Here is a 17,874-nt window from a genome sequence, read left to right as displayed (position 1 = left end):
GGCACCCGTACCGGGCAGGGGGGAACGGACACCCGACAACGGCGAGCAACCCCCAACAGGGGCGCGGGGAACTGCGCGACAAGCCCACCACGCACCGCAAGGCGAACGACCAACCGGAAGGGGCACCCACCCAGGGGCGCGGGGAACTGCGCGACCAGCCACCCACCGGCCCGCGGACGAGGACGAGGCAGCCACCCCGCAGGGGGGCGCGGGGAACTGCGCGACCAGCCACCCACCGGCCCGCGGACGAGGGCGAGGCGGCCACCCCGCAGGGGCACTCAGGGGGAGGGGTAGGGGGATTTGAGGTGGGTCCAGCGGGCGGATTGGGTGGGGGTGAGGGTGCCTCGGAGGGCTGCCAGTTTGAGGAGAGCCGCTTCGGCGCCGTGCGCGAGGGTCTGGGCCTCGGCCCGGTAGTGGTCGGTGACGGCGGCGTCGAGCTCCGCGGAGTTCATGGTCGCGGTGATCCTCCCGGCGATCCGGTTCATGTTGCGGTAGGACCCCTGTAGGAGGAACGGCGGCTCGGTGCGGGACGCGTCGTCCCGCCCCGCGGAGTCGATGTACGCCGCGTTGACGGTGAGCAGGACGTCCCGAGCCCGCAGCAAGTGCCGCAGCACCGCGAGGATCTCCGCCCGCTCGGCATCGGAGTAGGGGTGCGCCAGGTCCGCCGCGCGGGCGGTCGGATCGTCGGCGGCGAGCCGTACCAGCAGATCGAGGTCGGCCCGGTCGCGCCCGGCCAGCGGGGCAAGCACCGGGTTCGCGGTGAGCGCGTTCTCCACGTAGCTGAAGGCGAACAGGTCCTCCCGCCCGGTCAGCACATCCCCGAGGTTCCACACGTCGGCGCGGTTGGCGAGCATGTCGGGCACCCGGAAGAGCGCGCCGGACTCGGTGTACGGGTTGCCCGCCATGCACACCGCGAACCTCTTGCCGCGCAGGTCGTACGCACCCGCCGGGCCCTCGATCCGGCGTTGCGCGTCGCACAGCGGGATGAACTTCTGCAGGAACTCCGCCGAGGCGTGCTGGATGTCGTCGAGGTAGAGCAGCACGTTGGAGCCCATCTCCAGGGCGAGCCGCACCTTCTCCAGCTCGCGCCGGGCGGCGGCGTCGGGGGCGCGTTCGGGGTCGAGCGAGGTGGTGCCGCTGCCGAGGGCGGGCCCGGAGACGCCGACCAGTGCCAGGCCGAGGCTGCTCGCCACGTACTCCACCAGCGAGGTCTTGCCGTATCCGGGCGGGGACATGAGCATCAGCAGGCCGCCGGCCGGGCCGAACTGCTTGTCCAGGCTGTCGCCGACCAGCGGCAGGTACACCTCGTCCAGCAGCCGGTTGCGGACGAAGCCGGCCGGGGGGCGGGCCCGGTAGCCGTCCAGCGCGAGCCGGTCCCGCTCGGCGGCGACCACGGCCGTACGGTGCCGCTGGTACGCGCGGTACGCCGGCACCTCCTCGGCGGTGAACCGCCTTACCCGGGTGAGGAGTTCGTCCACCCGCAGGGTCATGGCGCCGTCCACGGCCCTGGGGTGCGCCGCGAGCAGCCCGCGCACCGTCACCTCGACCTCGGCGTCCACTTCGTACCGTACGGCCCCGGCGCCGCAGACCAGTCCGGCCGCGGCCTCCACCAGGTCGCCGGCGCCCGGGCCTTCGGCTCCGTCCGCACCGTCCGCACTGTCGCCGCCGTCGGCTTCGCCGGCGAACGGGCCGAGCCAGGCCCGGGCGAGCTGCCAGCGCGCGCCCAGCCCGGCGTCCGACTCCCCACCCAGCGCGTCGAGATCGGCGCTGAACTCCTTGTACGGCACCGCGTCCGGGCCGCCCAGCGCTTCGGTCAGCCGGACCACGACCGTGCGGGCGCCGGGGCCGACCGCGAAACCGGCCTGCTCGGCGGCGAGTTCGGCGACCAGGTACTCCCCCAGCAGCAAGGCGTCGGTCGCCGAGTCCGGGGCCGGGCGGACCGGTTCCGGCAGGCCGGCGGCGAGCAGGAAGTCCCGTGCGGCGGCGCCGAGTTCGGTGGCAAGAGCGTCCAGCGCCCGCCCGGCGCCGGCCCCGCCGAACGTGGTCCGCGCCCGGCTGAGCGAGCGGGCCCGCGCCGTCCACGCGGCGCGTTCGGCGGGCCGGCTGCCGTAGGTCCAGAAGAGCAGGGCGCCCGCCCGGGTGCCGGCGGAGTACCGCAACAGCCCGGCGTGCGAGGCACGTTCGGCGAGCGCCGTGAGGAGCAGCACCGCGTCGTGGTCGTGCACCCCCCGCTCGTACCCTTCCGACGCGCGCTCGGCGACGGCCGCCCGTACCCTCGCGGGCACGTCGCCGGTGGCCGGGGCGCCCGAGGCGAGCTGGTCAAGCAGCAGCCCGCCGGCGAGGAACTCCGCCCGGGACAGCCGCGGGGACTCCGAGACCAGCGGCCGGGACCAGAAGGCGCGGGTGGCCGCGAAGGCGGGGTCGTCCACCGGGGCGAGGTAGTCGGTGCCGGTGAGGGTGAAGGCGAGGCCGTCGGCGTGCGGGACGAGCGCGAGGTCGAGGGGCTGGGTGTTGACCGCGAAGCGGTGCCGGCCCAGCCGGATCGCGGCGCCGCCGTCCTCGTACAGGTCGAGCCGGTCGCGCAGGGCGCCGATGGCGGCCTGGCGGGCGGCGGCGAGCGCGGAGCCGAGTTCCGCGGCCCGCGCGGGGTCGCCGAGCGTGCGCAACTCCTCGGCGATCCTGCGGTGTTCGGCGGCGAGCGGGTCCGAGGCGAAGTAGGTGTGGATCGCGTCGGCGGAGCCGAGGGTGGCCGCGCGGCGCCGGATGCCGTCCAGCAGCCGGGCCGCGCTGGCAGTCAACCGCTGGGCGCGCTGGGCGCGTTCGTCGGCGAGCGCCTGCTTGCGGGCGGCGAAGGTCTCCCGCACCTCCTCGCGGCGGGCGTCGAGCGCCGCGAGCCGTTCCTCGTCGGCGGCGAACCGGGTGGCGAGGTTCTCGATCTGCACCAGCAGGCGGCCGAGTTGCTCCTCGCATGCCTCGGGGGTGCCGGCCGCGTCGAGGGCCGCGCCGATGCTCTGGGCGAGCAGCGCGCTCTGCGCGGCGAACTCCGCGCCGGTCTCGGCGGCGAGCAACTCCCTTCTGCGTGAGGCGAGTACGGCCCTGGCGTGGTTGACCGCACCGAGCACGTCGGCGGCGGTGGCCAGGATGCGGGTGCGGACGGTCGCGTCGGTGATCTCCAGGGTGCCCGCGGTCTCGGTGACGGTGGCCAGGCCCGCCGCCTGCTCGTCGAGGGCCGCGGCCAGCGGCGCGGTGTCGGCGGCGGTGGCGGCCCGCGGGACCCGCGCGGCCACGTCGGCGACCCGCTGCCGGTAGCCGTCGAAGGCGGCCTCGTCGGCGAAGTGCGCGGCGGCGCGGGCCGCGGCCTCGGCCAGTTCCCTGGCCAGCAGCGCGTCCAGGGCGTCCAGCCGGGCCGGGTCGGCCTGCCGCATCTCCCGCAGCGTCGCCAACCGGCCCTGCGCGCCGCGTAGTTCGGTGAGGCGGGTGACCCACTCGTCCGCGGACGCGGCGGCCTCGCCGCGTACCCGGCGGCCGAGCGCGGTGATCCGCGCCTCCGCCTCGTCGGCCGCCGCGGCGGCCCGCGCGGCCGACTCCCGGACCCGGGCGTACTCGGCGAGCACCTGGCGGGCGGTGTCGCGCACCTCGGTCAGCGGTCCGGCCAGGTCCTGCGCGGCCGGGTCGGCGAGCCAGTGGTGGCGGTCCAGAACGCGCTCGGCGGCGGCGGTCAGCGCCTCGTAGACGGCCGCGGCGGGCTCGGGCTCCAGGGCGGCGCGGGCCACCGACAGCGCGTCGGAGACCGCCCGGACCAGGTCGGGGTTGCCGATCCGGGCCAGCGGGCCGTCGCCGACCGGGCGGGCGGCGGCGTAGGTGTCGGACAGGAAGGGGGTGTGCCAGCGCTGGAGGGTGTGCACGCGGCCGGGCTCGCCGCCCTCAGCGGGCCGCAGCGTGATCAGGGTGCCGTCCTCGTACAGCGCGCTGCCCTGGACGTGCAGCGGGGCGGCGGCCTCCTTGCGGATGAGGTTGTACGGCAGCAGCAGCCGGTGGCCGTCGGCGGGGGCGTGGAAGACGTACAGCACGTCCTCGCCGTTGGCCGAGCGCACCGCGCGCTCGAACTCCAGCCGGGTGGCGGCCGCTTCACCGGCGGCGGGCGGCGTACCGGGGTCACCGGCGGGTTCGGCCCGGCCGGCGAGGTCGGCCAGGTCGAAGGTGCGGGTGCCGCCGGTGGCCAGGACGTAGCCGCCGGGGAAGACCACGCCCTGGTCGTCGGGCAGCCGCAGGCAGACCTGGCCGAGCGCGTCGATCCGCTCGATCTGCTCGGTGCGGGTGTTGACCGCGAAGTGCCGGTCGGCGGACTCCCGGTAGGGGCGTACCCGCAGCAGCACCAGCGGCCCGGCGCCGGCGAGCGCGACGTCGGCGTCGGCCAGCGACTGGAGGGCGTCGTCGACGGGCTCCTCGTGGACGGCGCCGCCGGTGCGCAGGGTGAGGGCGCCGCCGGTGGTGTCGAGGGTGAGGGTGCCGCCGTCGGGCGCGGTGAGCGCGATGTGCGGGCGGCGGCCGGGGACGTACGCCTCCCGGCCGACCGCGCTCCACCGCACCGTCTCCGGCGGCTCGGCGGGCTCCTCGCGGGCCGTGCCCTCGTAGGCGCAGCGGCCGTCGCGGCCGATCCGCCAGCCCAGCGCCTTCACGTCGTCGGGGCCGGCGCCGGTGCGGAAGACCGCCAGCACCCGGCCCTCCCAGACCCGCACCCGCACCACCCGGGTCTGCCGGTAGTACCGGTACAGCTCGTGGAAGTCGCGGACGAAACCGGGGTCGTCCAGCAGCCCGGCCGGGCCGGTGTCCGGCGCGGTGGACGCGGCCGTATCGGCGCCGGCCGCACCGGCGCCCGTCCCGTCGCCGTCCAGGTCGTCGGCGCGGCGCACCCGGAACACGTCGGCGACGTCCTCGACGTCGGCCGGGTTCGCGGCGAACAGCAGGTAAGGCCCGACCGGGGCGATGTCGGCGGGCAGCGCCGGGCGGGCGGTGCGCAACCGCTCAGCGCCCGCCAGCCGCAGCTCCGTGGAGCCGAAGACCTCCTGCCGGGCCGCGTTGAGCGCCTCGGCCCGGCGGGCCAACTCCCTTGCCGTGCCGGACAACCGGGTGCGCAGCACCTGGTAGGCGTCGCCGGCCGGCCCGGCCGCTTCCGGTCCGGGGCCGGCGTCCGCCGTGGAGAGCTGCTCGCTCACTTCTTCGCCAGTCCGTTCGCCTGCGCGCCGCCGGCCGCGCCCGAGGTGCCGTTCACCGCGGCCCCGGCGGCGACGGGTACCGCGGCACCGGCGGCGTCGGACCCGGAAGCGCCCGAACCGACGGCGCCCGAACCGGCGGCGCCCGCGCCCGCGACGCCCGCCAGGGCGGTGTCGGCGATCCCCATCGCCCGTGCCTGGTCCAGCAGTTGCTGCAACCCGCCGGCCTGCGGGCCGCCGCTCGCGATCAGCCGGTTCAGCAGGCCGGCCACGCTCATACCGCCCATCCCCCCGCCGAGCGAGGACAGCACCCGGGTGGCGTCCTGCGTGAACCGCTCCGACCCGTCCAGCCAGGGCGCCGCCACCGCCTGGACCGTCTGGGAGTTGGCGACGAAGGAGTCCACCGAGCGGGCCGCGCTGACCGCGCCGAGCAGCCGGTCGAAGAAGACGTCGTCACCGCCGACGATGCTGATGTCCGCCTTCTCCAGCCCGGTGGCCAGGACGGTCGCCTGCGCCTCGGCGATCTGCCGCTGCGTGTCGAGCCCGGCCAGCCGGACGTCCTTCTCCGCGGCCAGCCGCAGCCGGTACTCCTCGTGCCCGCGCGAGGCGTCGTCGAGGGCCGCCATCGCCGCGGCCTTCTCGGTCAGCCCGGCCGCCTCCGCCTTCAGCCGCTCGCCGATCATCGCGGCGTCCGCGGTCGCCTGCGCGGCCGTACCCTCCGCCTGGGCAAGGGACTTGGCGCGGGCACCCTCGGCCTCGGCCTTGAGCCGGGCGGTGGTCGCCTCGGCCTCGGCCGCGCCGACCTTGGTGATCGCGGCCGCGCTGCGCTCGCGCACCTCGACCTCGGCCAGCCCCTGGGCCGCCGCCTCCGCGCGCAGCCCTTCGGCCAGCCGCACCTTGGCGTCCGCGTCCAGGTCCGCGGCGCGCTTGCGGGCCTCGGCCAGCGTCAGCGACTCGCGGGCCTTATGCTGGGCGGCCTGCTCGGCGGCCTCGGCGGCCTTGATGTCCTTGACCAGCCGCTCCTGCGCCTGCGCCTCCGCGGTGATGATCAGCGCCTGCCGCTCCCGCTCGGCCTCCTGCACCATCCGGAGCTGCTTGATCGACTCCTCCTGCTCGGCGACCGTACGGTCCACCGCGATCCGCTCGCGCACCACGTCGGCGACGTCCCGGCGCTCGCCCTCGACCTCCTTCTCCTTGGAGATCCTGGCCAGTTCGGTCTCGCGCTCGCGGGCGATGACCTCCAGCACCCGGTCCTTCTCGATCCGCTCGTTCTCCACCGCGATGACCCGCTCGCGGTTCTTCTGCGCGACGGCGACCTCGCGGGCCTGGTTCTCCCGCTGCACCCCGAGTTGCTCCTCGGTGCGCAGGAACGCGCCCTGGGCGCTGAGGCGTTCCTCCTCCTGGACCTTGGCGGTGACCGCCTCCTCCTTGGCCCGCAGCGTGTCGACCTCGCGGCGCTGCTTGATCTCGGCCTCGGACTGGCGGCGTTCCAGCTCCAGGATGGTCTCCCGGGCCTCGACGTTCTGCCGGGTGATCTCCTTCTGCTCGGTGCGCTGGAACTCGTTGGTGCGCACGTGCTCGATCGCGGTCAGCTCGGTGATCTTCCGGATGCCCTGCGCGTCCAGGATGTTGGCCGGGTCGAGCTGGGTGAGCGGGGTCTGCTCCAGGAAGTCGATCGCGCAGTCCTCGAGGTGGTAGCCGTTGAGGTCGGTGCCGATCACCTGGATGATCTGGTCGCGGAAGTGCTCGCGGTGGGTGTAGAGGTCGACGAAGTCGAGTTGCTTGCCGACCGTCTTCAGCGCCTCGGAGAACTTCGCGGCGAAGAGCTTCTGCAACGTGTCCTGGTGGCTGGCGCGTTCGGTGCCGATCGCCTGCGCCACCTTGATCACGTCCTCCTTGGTCTTGTTGACCCGGACGAAGAACGTCAGATGGATGTCGGCGCGGATGTTGTCCTGGCAGATCAGGCCCTCGCGGCCGGTGCGCTGGATCTCGATGGTCTTCACCGAGATGTCCATCAACTCGGCGCTGTGCAGCACCGGGAGCACGACGGTGCCGGTGAAGGTCACGTCCACGTGCTTGGACTTGGAGACGATCAGCGCATGGCCCTGGGAGACCTTCCTGAACAGCTTCGTGACGGTGACGACCACGCCCAGGGCGATGAGCAGGAGGACGGCGACGAGCACGCCGATCCCGATGACGGTGGCATCCATGACGGACCAACCTCGATGCGGTGAAGCGGATATGAGTGGGTGTCAGATGTACGGCGGGACGTGGCGCGCCGCGGTCAGGACAGGACGGGACAGCGAGTCAGGTCAGGGACCGGGCACCCGGCGGCGGCGGTCCGGCGGCCGGGTCCTCGTAGGGTGCGGCCCAGAAGAACTCGCCCTGCGGGTCGTAGTCGTAGAGCAGCGCGCTGCTGCCGGCCGCGAGGGGGCCGCCGGTATCCTCTTCCGGCCGCCTGACCTGGACGATCGCGGTGGAGCCGTCGGGCGCGGTCACCTCGGCCTGGCCGAACCGGCTGGTGACGGTGCCGGTGCGGACCACGCAGATCCGGCCCACGAAGTCCGCGCGGGAGGGCGGCAGTTCGTACGGGAACAGGCGGCGCAGCGGCCGTACCAGGACCCAGGTGAGCAGCCAGGCGCCGACCAGCGCGGCGGCGATCAGGGCGACGTCGGCGACGGCGCGGCCGGGCCCGTGCAGCCCGGCGCCGTTCAGGGCGGCCGAGCCGGCCAGGCTCAGGAACCAGCCGAGCGCGATGAGCAGCGAGAACACCACGGTGACGGGTACGCCGTCGAGCCCTGCGGCGGCCAGCAGGCCGGAGTCGGCCGAGTGGTCGCCGCCGTCGTGGGCGCCGCCGTCGTGGGCGCCGCCGCCCGCGTGGCCGTGGCCCGCGTGGCCGTGGCCCGCGAGCCCGTCGCCGGAGGCCGGGGCCGCTCCATGGGACCCCCCGTGTCCCATGGAGTGGCCGCCGTCGGCGCCGTGGTGGCCCGGGCCGTGCGAGTCGGCAGCGCCGACCAGCACCAGGCCCCAGAAGCCGACCACGACCACCAGCGCCCCCCCGAACAGGACGGTCGGAAAGCCGAGGCACACATCGACGAACTCCCCCATGCCGGGTGCGCCTCCCCCCTCTGCCGTTCCGTCCTGCCGGACAGATCGTGGCAGCGCGCGGGCGGGTACGGCATTTCCGCATCCCGGCAGACTTGGCGGCCTTCAGATGTCCTGGTCCACCTGCAACCGAAACGCGACGGCCGTCGTAGGCGCCGGATCAAGCGCCCACAACGGCCGTCGTCAGAAGGTGGAACCTGGGTGGAACGAGGGTGAATCGGGGTGGACCAAGGTGGATCGAGGATGGTCCGGCGGCGGGCCCGGTGGTGAAGTGGGCCCGGTTCAGCGGCTGTTGCCCGGAACGATCAGCAACGGCCGGCCGGATCAGGGGTGCCTCAGGCCTCGACCTTCGCGGCCTCGATCTCCAGGGCGATCCGGATCTTGTCGCCGACCGCGGCACCGGCGGCGCCGCCGGTCACCCCGAAGTCGCCACGGCTGATCTCGGTGGCCGCGGAGAAACCGGCGACCGCGTTGCCGTCGAAGCCGGCGCCGAAGCCGTTCAGCTCCAGGGCGAGGGTGACGGGCTTGGTCACACCGCGCAGCGTCAGGTTGCCGTCGACCTCGAAGACCTCGGAGGACTTGGCCCGGATGCCGGTGGTGGTGAACGTCAGCTCGGGGAACTGCTCGACGTGGAGGAAGTCCTCGCCGCGCACGTGGGCGTCGCGGCCCTCGTTGTTGGTGCTCACCGAGTCCGTCCTGATCACGGCCTCGACCGTGGACTCCAGCGGGTTCTCGGCGGTGACGATGGTGCCCTCGAAGGCCGCGAAGTGACCGCGGACCTTCGAGACACCGAGGTGGCGGACGTAGAACGACACGTCCGAGTGCACAGTGTCGATCTTCCAGGTGCCGGCGACGTAGCCGTCGATCACTTCGGTCTGCGTGCTCATGGGGAGGGCTCCTCGAAACGGAACTGGGATGTATGCGAGATCATTGAGCTTTCACTGACCATACTGCTCTGGTGTTGAAAGTTCAACCACACGTATGCTGGATCGTATGGACGACGTGCGCTGGCTGACCGAAGAGGAGCAGGAGGTCTGGCGGGCCTACATGACGTCGAGCGTGGAGTTCTCCGCGTATGTCGATCGTCAGTTGCGCCGGGACTCCGGCATGCCCATGGCCTACTACGAGATTCTGGTCCGGCTCTCGGAGTCGCCGGGGCGGTGCCTTCGGATGAGCGAGCTGGCGGACGCGTCTCTCTCCTCGCGCAGCCGTCTCTCGCATGCTGTCTCCGCGCTGGAGAAGAACGGCTGGGTGCAACGGCGCCCGGCTGACGGGGACCGCCGCGGGTGGGTCTGCGAGCTGACTCCAGCCGGCTTCGACGCCCTCGCCGCTGCCGCGCCCGGGCATGTCACCGCGGTGCGCGAGCACCTCTTCGACGTCCTCACGCCCGAGCAGCTCGATGCTCTGCGCGGGATCGGGCGCGCGATCAGTGCGGGGTTGCGCACGGAGTGCGATTCCGTGCGGGAGGAGGAGGCCGAGGCGGAAGCGGAAGCGGAAGCGTGCGAAGCCGCTGGCCGCGGCGGGGCTGACCCGGACGGCTGCCCGGGCTGAGCCCGCCCCGGTGGGTGCCTGCCCTTTCCGGTCGTCCTCCACCTTGCGGTGCGCTACGGCTGGTCGCCCCTTCGGCTCCCCCCTGCGGGGTGGCTGCCTCGTCCTCGTCCGCGGGCCGGTGGGTGGCTGGTCGCGCAGTTCCCCGCGCCCCCCTGCGGGGTGGCTGCCTCGTCCTCGTCCGCGGGCCGGTGGGTGGCTGGTCGCGCAGTTCCCCGCGCCCCTGGGTGGGTGCCCCTTCCGGTTGGTCGTTCGCCTTGCGGTGCGTGGTGGGCTTGTCGCGCAGTTCCCCGCGCCCCTGTTGGGGGTTGCTCGCCGTTGTCGGGTGTCCGTTCCCCCCTGCCCGGTACGGGTGCCGGTGCGCTGCGGAGCAGCCGCACATACCCAGGGGCGCGGGGAACTGCGCCACCAGCCACGGTGCAGCGGCACCGTGGGACGACGAGCAACCACCCCCAGGGGCGCGAGGAACTGCGCCACCAGCCACAGTGCAGCGACACCGTGGAACGGCGGGCAAGCACCCCCAGGGGCGCGAGGAACTGCGCCACCAGCCACAGTGCAGCGACACCGTGGAACGGCGGGCAAGCACCCCCAGGGGCGCGGGGAACTGCGCGACCAGCCACGGTGCAGCGGCACCGTGGGACGACGAGCAACCACCCCCAGGGGCGCGGGGAACTGCGCGACCAGCCAGAGCGGGCCGTCAGAGGAGGGCGAGGCAGTCACCCCGCAGGGGGGCGCGACCGCCCACCACCGGCGGGTGGTCCCGGGGCCGACAGGACGGGGGCACCCGGGGGGGTCAGGGGCGGGATCAGAGGGTGCGGGTGGGCCAGTCGAGGAGGCGGGCGCCAAGGGCCGCGGTTTCGAGGGTGTAGCGCTGGAGCGCGTCGTCCGGGTCGAACCCGGTGAGAGAAGCGATGCGTTCGAGCCGGTAGGACAGCGCGCGCACGCTGAGGTCGAGCCGGCGCGCAGCCTCCGCGTTGACGTAACCGGCGGCGGCGTACACGGAGATGGTCTCGACGAGCGGCTGAGCGCCGCCGCGGGCGTGGACGAGCGGACCGAGCACGGTGCGGACCAGGTCGGACATCGCGGCGCGGTCGCGCATGAGGACGGGGAAGACCAGCAGGTCCGCGGAGTTGAGCACGGACGCGGTCAGGCCCAGCCGGTGCGCGAGGTCGAGGGCGCTGAGCGCCTCCTCGTAGGAGCGCACCACTCCGGCGGCGCCGCTGTGCGGGCGGCTGATGGCCACCCGCCCGGCGGCGGCGAGCTTGACGAAGGCGTCGAGGGCGGGCCGCTGCTCGGTGGGGGCCACGCAGACCAGCCGGCCGTCCTTCGACGCGATGAGCAGGTCGTGGTCGCCGAAGCGCCCGGCGAGCTCGCGCTCGACGCGGTGCAGCAGCGGGTGCGTCTCGTGGTACGGCTCGTCGGCGGGCGGCGCGGCGACGGCGACGACATGGCGGTCGGCCAGCCGCAGCCCGAAGCCCTCGGCCTGCTCGGCGATCCGGCCGGGATCGCTGCGGCCGTAGAGGAGGTCGTCGATGAACGTCCGGCGGGCCGCCTCGGCACGGCGCACCGCGTGCCGCTGGGCCCGTGCGTGCCCCTCGGCGAGGGCCGCGATCCCCGTCTCCAGCGCGGCCAGTACGGCGCCGCCGACCTGGCGCAGCTCGCCCGCGTCGCGCGCCGCGGCCACGCCCGGCAGGTGCGGCCAGGCCCGTCGGGCCTCGGCGAGGTGGACGGCGGTCAGTTCACGCAGCCCGAACCCGGAGTCGGCGGCGTGTTCGCCGAGTACGCGGCGGCTCTCCCGCTCCGCGCGGGTGAGGGTGCGGCAGCTGCGGGATATCTCGGCCAGCGTCTCGGGGAAGCCGGCCACGAACTCCGGGGGTACGGCGCCGTCGCCCGTCGCGTGCCCGGTCCGACCCGCGCGCCCCGAACCGCCTGGGTGCCCCGGCCCGTCCCCGCTGCCGTGCCCCGTGCTCGTACCCGCCCCCGACGACACAACAGGCCCCCTCGCTTCGCTTCCCGTACCCGGACGTCCTGAACGTACCAAGACTGCCGGGTCCCGGAAGCGGGGGGCCTGTCACGGGCGCGGGGACCTGCCGGAGCGCGCGGGGCGCGTCCGGTGCCGGCGCCGCGCTCCGCCGCCGGCGGTCACGGCCTGGGGTGCGCCCGCACCCCGGGCCGCTACTTCACCGAGCCGGTCGCGGGCTCCTGCGTCTGCGCCTCGTTGGCCGTCACCACGTCGCTGGGGGTGATCGCGTCGGGCGCCGGGGTGGTGGAGGCGTGCGGCGTGGCGCCGGCGGGCGTCGCGTCGTCGCTCTTCATCGCCTTCGCCTCGGACTTCAGGATGCGCATCGACTTGCCGAGACCGCGGGCGGCCTCAGGCAGCTTCTTGGAACCGAACAGCACGATGACGACGATCGCCACCACGATCAGGTGCCACGGCTCCAACCCGTTTCGCAACATGGGATGATCCTCGTTTCGTTATGGCCGACTCACAGCTCTCTAGTGTCGCATTGTCACCCGGCCACCGTTGCCGACGGCTACCCGGGTACTCAAAGCATGCGCAAAAAGCTGGTGAACGGGAAGACCCAGCCCCCCTTGTCCCGCGTGCCGGACACCCTCACCCCACCCCGCCACCCCCGCTCCGACCTGCGCGGAAGCGCTCGTACGCGACCGGACGGCGGGTTTCCGCAACGGCGGCGAGCGGCGCCGCGAATCCGCCCCAATCGGACAGGGCGGGGCCGGGCGAGGCGGCCGTCCGGCGGAGCGGAGGGCCGGCCGAGGCCGGGGCGGCGGCTCGTAGCGGCGGTCCAGGTCAGGCCGTCGGCCGTGCCCCGGGCAGCCGGTCGGCCGGTCCGGGTCAGCCCGTCAGCCGGTCCTGGGGCGGCGGGTCGGCCCGTCCAGGTCAGCCCGTCAGAGCGGTCAGGCGGTCAGGCGGTCAGGCGGTCAGCGGAGCGTCGCGACCGTCAGCAGGACCGCGCTGTCCTCCAGCGCCTCCAGGCCGTGCCGGGCGTGCGGAAGCACCAGCAGGTCCCCGGCCATCGCCTCCCAGACGTCGTCGCCGCAGGTCAGCCGGACCCGGCCGCGCAGCACCTGTAGCGTCGACTCCCCCTGGGTCTCGTGGTCGGCCAGGGAGGTGTGGGCGGTCATCGCGATGAGGGTCTGGCGCAGCGCCTGCTCGTGGCCACCGTAGAGGGTCTCCGCGCTGCGGCCGGTGGAAGCCTCGGCGGCCTGGCGGAGATGTTCGCGTACCTGGGCGTCCAGGGAGAATTTACGCATTCCCCGAGTCTGGCAGCGGCGGGGACCGGCGCCCCGCAACGCCATGCCGACGGCGCGGGGCGGGCGGCCGGCGGGCGGGTTCGGGACGCGGTTCGGGACGCGGTTCGGGACGCGGTTCGGGACGCGGTTCGGGACGCGGTTCGGGACGCGGTCCGGGATGTGGGTCCGGCCGCGACACAGGTGCCCCCGTTCGCGGAAGGTGGGCTTCCACGCACACCCGCAGCGGCCGAACCCGACTCCGTCATCATGCGGAAGGGCGCCAACCGACCGCTAACATATGGCTAACGTTTCGTCCCCACAGCGTCGGCCGTCCGCTCGGTTCCGACCCGGTGCCGCGTCGTCGCGCGCCACGGTGGACGTCCGGCGGGCGCACCCGGCGGCCGACCCGGGTACGGCAGCGGGCGGTCCACCGCCCAGGAGCCACCGCCCCGAGGACACGCGCGACGGCACGGAACGCGGCGAAGGCACGCGCGAGGTGGCGCGACATCGGCGTCCGGCGCCGCGGGCGCGTTCGCGACTGATCCGGCCAGGGAGGCCCACGGATGCGGTTCGGCCTGCTCGGCACCGTCACGGTCGTCGCCAGCGGCGACCCGGGCGGCGGCATGAGCGGGAGCACGGGCGCAGACGCGGGCGGTGACACGGGCCAGGGCCTGCCCCGGCCGGTCGGGTCGGCGAAGGTCCGCGCACTGCTCGCCGCGCTGCTGGCCACCCCCGGCCGCGCCGTGCCGCTGCACCACCTCAAGTCCGCGCTGTGGGGCGACGCCCCGCCCACCACCGCCACCGCGTCGCTCCACAACCACGTGGCCAGGCTGCGCCGGGTGCTGCACGAGGAGGGCCGGGACGTCTCCCGGCTGCGCGCCGCGCCGCCCGGTTACGTCCTGGACATCGCCGACGACGAGGACGAGTTCGACGTCTGGATCTTCCTCGGCCACCACGCGGCCGCCCGCACCGCGCACCGCGCCGGGGACTGGGCGTCGGTGCTCGCCGAGTGCGGGGCCGCGCTGGCGCTGTGGCGCGGCGACCCGCTGTCGGACGTACCGCTGAGCTCCGACGCGCTGCGGGCGCTCGCCGCGCACCTCACCGAGGCCCGGCTGCTCACCATGGAGTGGCGCTTCGACGCGGAGCTGGCACTCGGCCGGCACCAGGGCATGGCCGCGGAGCTGGCCGGGCTGGCCGCCGCGCACCCGCTGCGCGAGACCTTCCACCGGCAGCTCATGCTCACGCTGCACCGCACCCATCGGCAGGCCGAGGCGCTCGCGGTCTACCACGGGCTGCGCCGCACCCTGGTGGACGAGTTGGGCGTGGAGCCGGACTCCGCGGTGCAGGCCACCTACCAGGAGATCCTGGCCGAGCCGGCGCAGACCCGGGCCGCGCCCGGAGTCCCGGCCGGCGAGCCCGCCGGTGGCGGTACGGGCGGGGTCGGCGGGGTCGGCGCGGTCGCCGGGGTGACCGTCCCGGGTACGGGCCGGGGCTTCTCCGGCGGCGCGACCACCGACGCGGCCGACGGCACCGCGGGACCCGGGGGCGTGCCCACGGTGCCCGGCCCGCCCGCGCGATCGCCCGCGCACCAGGCCGGGGCGTCCGGACCGCCCGGCACCGCCGCCGCGACGCCCGGCGGCGCCGTATCCGTATCCGAACCCACGCGCGCGTCCGCGCCCGTGCTGCCGGTACCCGTGCCCGTGCCCGGATGGGACCGGTCGGCGCCGGAGCAGGCCGGTGCCGGGCGCACGTCCTCGCGGCCCGGGCAGGACCGCGCCGCGCACCGCACCGAGGGCTCGGGTGACACCGGTGAAGGGCCCGGGGGCGGCGACGGCGACCGTCCCGGGGCGCACGACCGGCCCGCGGCCCCCGTCCGGGCGGCGGCCTCGGCGGGGCTCCCGCCCGCTGCCCGCCGCCGCCCCGCACCGGCCCAACTTCCCGCCGACACGCCGGACTTCACCGGCCGCGCCGCCGAACTCGACACGCTGCTGGCCGCGTTGCGGGGCGGTGCGGACCACCGCGGCCCGCGGGTGGCGGTGGTCTCCGGGATGGGCGGGGTCGGCAAGACCGCGCTCGCGGTGCGCGCCGCCCACCTGCTGCGGGCCGAGTTCCCCGACGGCCAGCTCTACGCCGATCTGCGCGGGTTCGGCGCCGGTGGCGCCCGCAGTCCCGCCGACCTGCTGGCCCGCTTCCTCGGCGACCTCGGCGCGGACGGCCAGCCGCTGCCCGAAGACCCGGACGACCGGGCGGTGTTGTGGCGTGACGCGCTGCACGGCCGGCGCGTGCTGCTGATGCTGGACAACGCGGGCGACGCGGCGCAGGTGGTGCCGCTGCTGCCGGGCGGCGGCGACATCGCGGTGGTCGTCACCAGCCGCCGCACCCTCGGCGAACTGCCCGGCGCCGCGCGGCTGGCGTTGGAGCCGCTCTCCGCCCAGGAGCAGCGGGAGTTGCTGGTCGCGCTCTGCGGCAGGCAGCGGGTGGCGGCAGAACCCGAGGCGGCGGCGGGGGTGTTGGCCGCGTGCGGCGGGCTGCCGCTGGCGCTGCGGATCGCCGGCGCCCGGATGGCGGCCCGCCCCAACTGGCCGCTGACCGCGCTCGCCGAACGCCTCGACGGCCCGGGCGGCTCCCGGCTGCACGCCCTTTCCACCGGCGGCCTCGCGGTCCAGGACACCTTCGCGATGAGCTATGTCGCGATGCGGGACGGCCTGCTCGCCGCGGACCGCGCGGCTGCCCGCGCGTTCCGGACGCTGGGGGTCTGGCCCGGGCACGGGCTGGACCCGTCGGCGGCCGCGGCGCTGCTCGGCCGGACGTCCGCCGGCGCCGCCGACGACGTCCTCGAAGCGCTCGTCGACGCGCACCTGCTGGAGGCGCCGCAGCCGGGCCGGTACAGCTTCCACGACCTGGTCGGCGAGTACGCCGCGGTCTGCGCGCTCGCCGAACTCACCGCGGCGGAACGCCGGGCCGCGCTGCGCAGGATCACCGTCTGGTACGCCGTCACCGTCGCCGCCTCGCTGGCCGTACTCGCCCCCGAGGGGCACCCGTTGCCGCCACTCGACGAGCAACCGGCGCTGCCCGTGGTCGAGTTCACCAGTGACGAGGAGGCGCTGCGCTGGTGCGTGCGCGAACTGCCCGCGATCAAGGAGGTGATCGCCACCGCGATCGCCCAGGGCTGGCCGGAGATCGCCTGGCGCACCGCGGCCGGGCTGTTCGGCTACGCGCAGGCGTACTGGTGGACCGGCGAGTGGACCGCCTGCCTGGAGGAGGCGATGGCCTGCGTCACCGCGCACGGCGACGTCCTCGGGCAGGCGTGGATGCACAGCAGGCTCGGCGTCGCGCACGGCATGGCCGAGCGGTACGACGTGAGCCTCGGCCATCTGCACGTCGCCCGCGCGCGCTTCGAGGCGGCCGGCGACCAGCGCGGGGTCGCCGCGATCCTCACCAACCTCACCGCCCTGCACCGCGGCACCGGCGAGTACGGCCTCGCGCTGGAGTACGGCCACCGGTCGCTCGAACTGCACCGCTCGCTGGGCGACTTCGACCGGGTGGCCACGGTGCTGGGCAACCTCGGCGACACCCACCTGTACGCGGGCGACCCGGTGGCCGCCGAGGAGTGCTTCCGTGACGCGCTCGCGGCCTGGCGCACCCGCGGCTCGATGGTCAGCATCGCCCGCACCCTGACCAGTCTCGGCGAGGCCCGGCTCGCCCGGGGCCGTCCCGCCGAGGCGGTCGACGCTCTCAAGGAGACGCTCGCCCTGCTCGACCGGCTCGGCGACCGCGCCACCGCGGCGGACGTCCTGGAGGTCCTCGGCCGCGCGCACCTGGCCCGCGGCGACCGCGCCGCGGCCCGCGCGTGCTGGGAGGAGTCGCTGGGCCTCGCCCGGGCGCACCGGCTGCCGGCGGAGGAGGAGGCCGCGCTGCGCGGCCTGGCCGGACTCGACACGGAGTAGGGTCCGGCGGCCGGTCTTACGGGTGGTACCGCTCGGCGACCGTGTCGGCACCGCCGGACGTGCGGTCCAGGGTGACCCGGACGGTCACGCTGCTCATCTTCGCGGCCTTCTCCAGCTGGCTCTCGGTGCACTTCGTGGTGCCGTAGTCGTCGCTGCCGATGGTCACGTTGCCGTCGGGGCCCGAGCAGATCGCGGCCGCGCCGAGGATCGTCGTCGCGTTGGAGACGTAGAACGCCTGATCCGTGCCGCCGCCTTGCGGCTTGACGATCAGCTTGCCGGGCGCGAGGTACTCCAGGGTGCCGACGACGGTGTGCGCGTTGTCCGCGTCGCCGCCACCGCTGCCGCTGCCGGTGGCGGGGGACGGCGACGGGCAACTGCCGGTCTGCTCACCGATGCTGTTGATCTCGGCGTTGGACCGCGGATCGCCCGCGTAGTCGATCCGGTCGGTGCACTTCTCCCCCGAGTTCCCGGCGGTGCTCGTCCCCGACGGCGCGGCCTGGGTGGAGCCCTGGCCGCTCGTGGCGGTGGGCGGGGTGGTGGCCTGCGTGGCACCCGTGGCGACCGGCGACGTGGTGGACGAACCGTCGGCGGAGTTCCCGTTGTCAGGTCCGCACGCGGTCAACGCCAGCCCCGCGGCCACGAGCACGGCAGTGGACAGACCCCAACGAGCGGCCCTGGTACGCATGTTGTTCCTCTTTCCCTCTCGACGCTGTCGTCCGCCGCGGTGGTGACGGGTTCGATCCCGCCCCCGGACGGGGCGACCACCTGCGGACATGACGACCTTGACATGGACAACTTCCCAAGTCAGC

At 74.9% G+C, this 17,874-nt stretch carries 10 protein-coding genes; 2 read left to right on the top strand and 8 right to left on the bottom strand.

Annotated elements, in window-relative coordinates; genetic code table 11:
- Window positions 1–278: 278 nt before the first annotated feature.
- From OG896_RS22525 to OG896_RS22510, 4 genes are all read right to left on the bottom strand, one after another.
- Window positions 279–5,216 carry a DNA repair ATPase gene (locus OG896_RS22525; RefSeq protein ID WP_329368063.1) on the bottom strand — a complete coding sequence of 1,646 codons (4,938 nt, stop codon included), beginning with the start codon at window positions 5,214–5,216 and terminating at the stop codon, window positions 279–281.
- A complete protein-coding gene (locus OG896_RS22520; RefSeq protein WP_329368061.1) occupies window positions 5,213–7,423 on the bottom strand; it encodes an SPFH domain-containing protein in 2,211 nt (736 codons plus the stop codon). Before OG896_RS22520 ends, OG896_RS22525 begins: the two co-directional genes overlap by 4 nt.
- Before the next feature lie 97 nt (window positions 7,424–7,520).
- Window positions 7,521–8,321: a hypothetical protein gene (locus OG896_RS22515; RefSeq protein ID WP_329368059.1), complete on the bottom strand. Its 801-nt coding sequence runs from the start codon at window positions 8,319–8,321 to the stop codon at window positions 7,521–7,523.
- 332 nt (window positions 8,322–8,653) lie between these two features.
- Window positions 8,654–9,205 carry a YceI family protein gene (locus OG896_RS22510; RefSeq protein WP_329368057.1) on the bottom strand — a complete coding sequence of 184 codons (552 nt, stop codon included), beginning with the start codon at window positions 9,203–9,205 and terminating at the stop codon, window positions 8,654–8,656.
- Between the two features lie 106 nt (window positions 9,206–9,311).
- On the opposite strand from OG896_RS22510, the gene OG896_RS22505 reads away from it, so the two are divergent.
- A complete protein-coding gene (locus tag OG896_RS22505) occupies window positions 9,312–9,869 on the top strand; it encodes a MarR family winged helix-turn-helix transcriptional regulator (RefSeq protein ID WP_329368055.1) in 558 nt (185 codons plus the stop codon).
- A gap of 802 nt (window positions 9,870–10,671) precedes the next feature.
- Here the strand turns inward: OG896_RS22505 and OG896_RS22500 are convergent.
- From OG896_RS22500 to OG896_RS22490, 3 genes are all read right to left on the bottom strand, one after another.
- Complete coding sequence (locus tag OG896_RS22500) at window positions 10,672–11,730, bottom strand: PucR family transcriptional regulator (protein WP_329368054.1); 1,059 nt, start codon at window positions 11,728–11,730, stop codon at window positions 10,672–10,674.
- 311 nt (window positions 11,731–12,041) lie between these two features.
- Window positions 12,042–12,323, bottom strand: coding sequence for a Sec-independent protein translocase subunit TatA (gene tatA / locus OG896_RS22495; protein WP_329368053.1), 282 nt, complete (start codon window positions 12,321–12,323; stop codon window positions 12,042–12,044).
- Window positions 12,324–12,806: 483 nt separating this feature from the next.
- On the bottom strand, window positions 12,807–13,139 hold the full coding sequence (locus OG896_RS22490; RefSeq protein ID WP_329368051.1) for a cupin domain-containing protein: 333 nt from the start codon (window positions 13,137–13,139) through the stop codon (window positions 12,807–12,809).
- Between the two features lie 542 nt (window positions 13,140–13,681).
- Between OG896_RS22490 and OG896_RS22485 the strand changes: the two genes are divergently transcribed.
- Complete coding sequence (locus OG896_RS22485) at window positions 13,682–17,065, top strand: AfsR/SARP family transcriptional regulator (RefSeq protein WP_329368050.1); 3,384 nt, start codon at window positions 13,682–13,684, stop codon at window positions 17,063–17,065.
- Between the two features lie 16 nt (window positions 17,066–17,081).
- Here the strand turns inward: OG896_RS22485 and OG896_RS22480 are convergent, their stop codons facing one another.
- On the bottom strand, window positions 17,082–17,750 hold the full coding sequence (locus OG896_RS22480; RefSeq protein WP_329368049.1) for a hypothetical protein: 669 nt from the start codon (window positions 17,748–17,750) through the stop codon (window positions 17,082–17,084).
- Between the last annotated feature and the right edge of the window lie 124 nt (window positions 17,751–17,874).

The sequence above is a fragment of the Streptomyces sp. NBC_00669 genome (assembly GCF_036226785.1).
Lineage (GTDB): Bacteria > Actinomycetota > Actinomycetes > Streptomycetales > Streptomycetaceae > Actinacidiphila.
The sequence above is the reverse complement of the archived record's forward strand: the minus strand, read 5'-3'. Positions and strand labels throughout refer to the sequence as shown.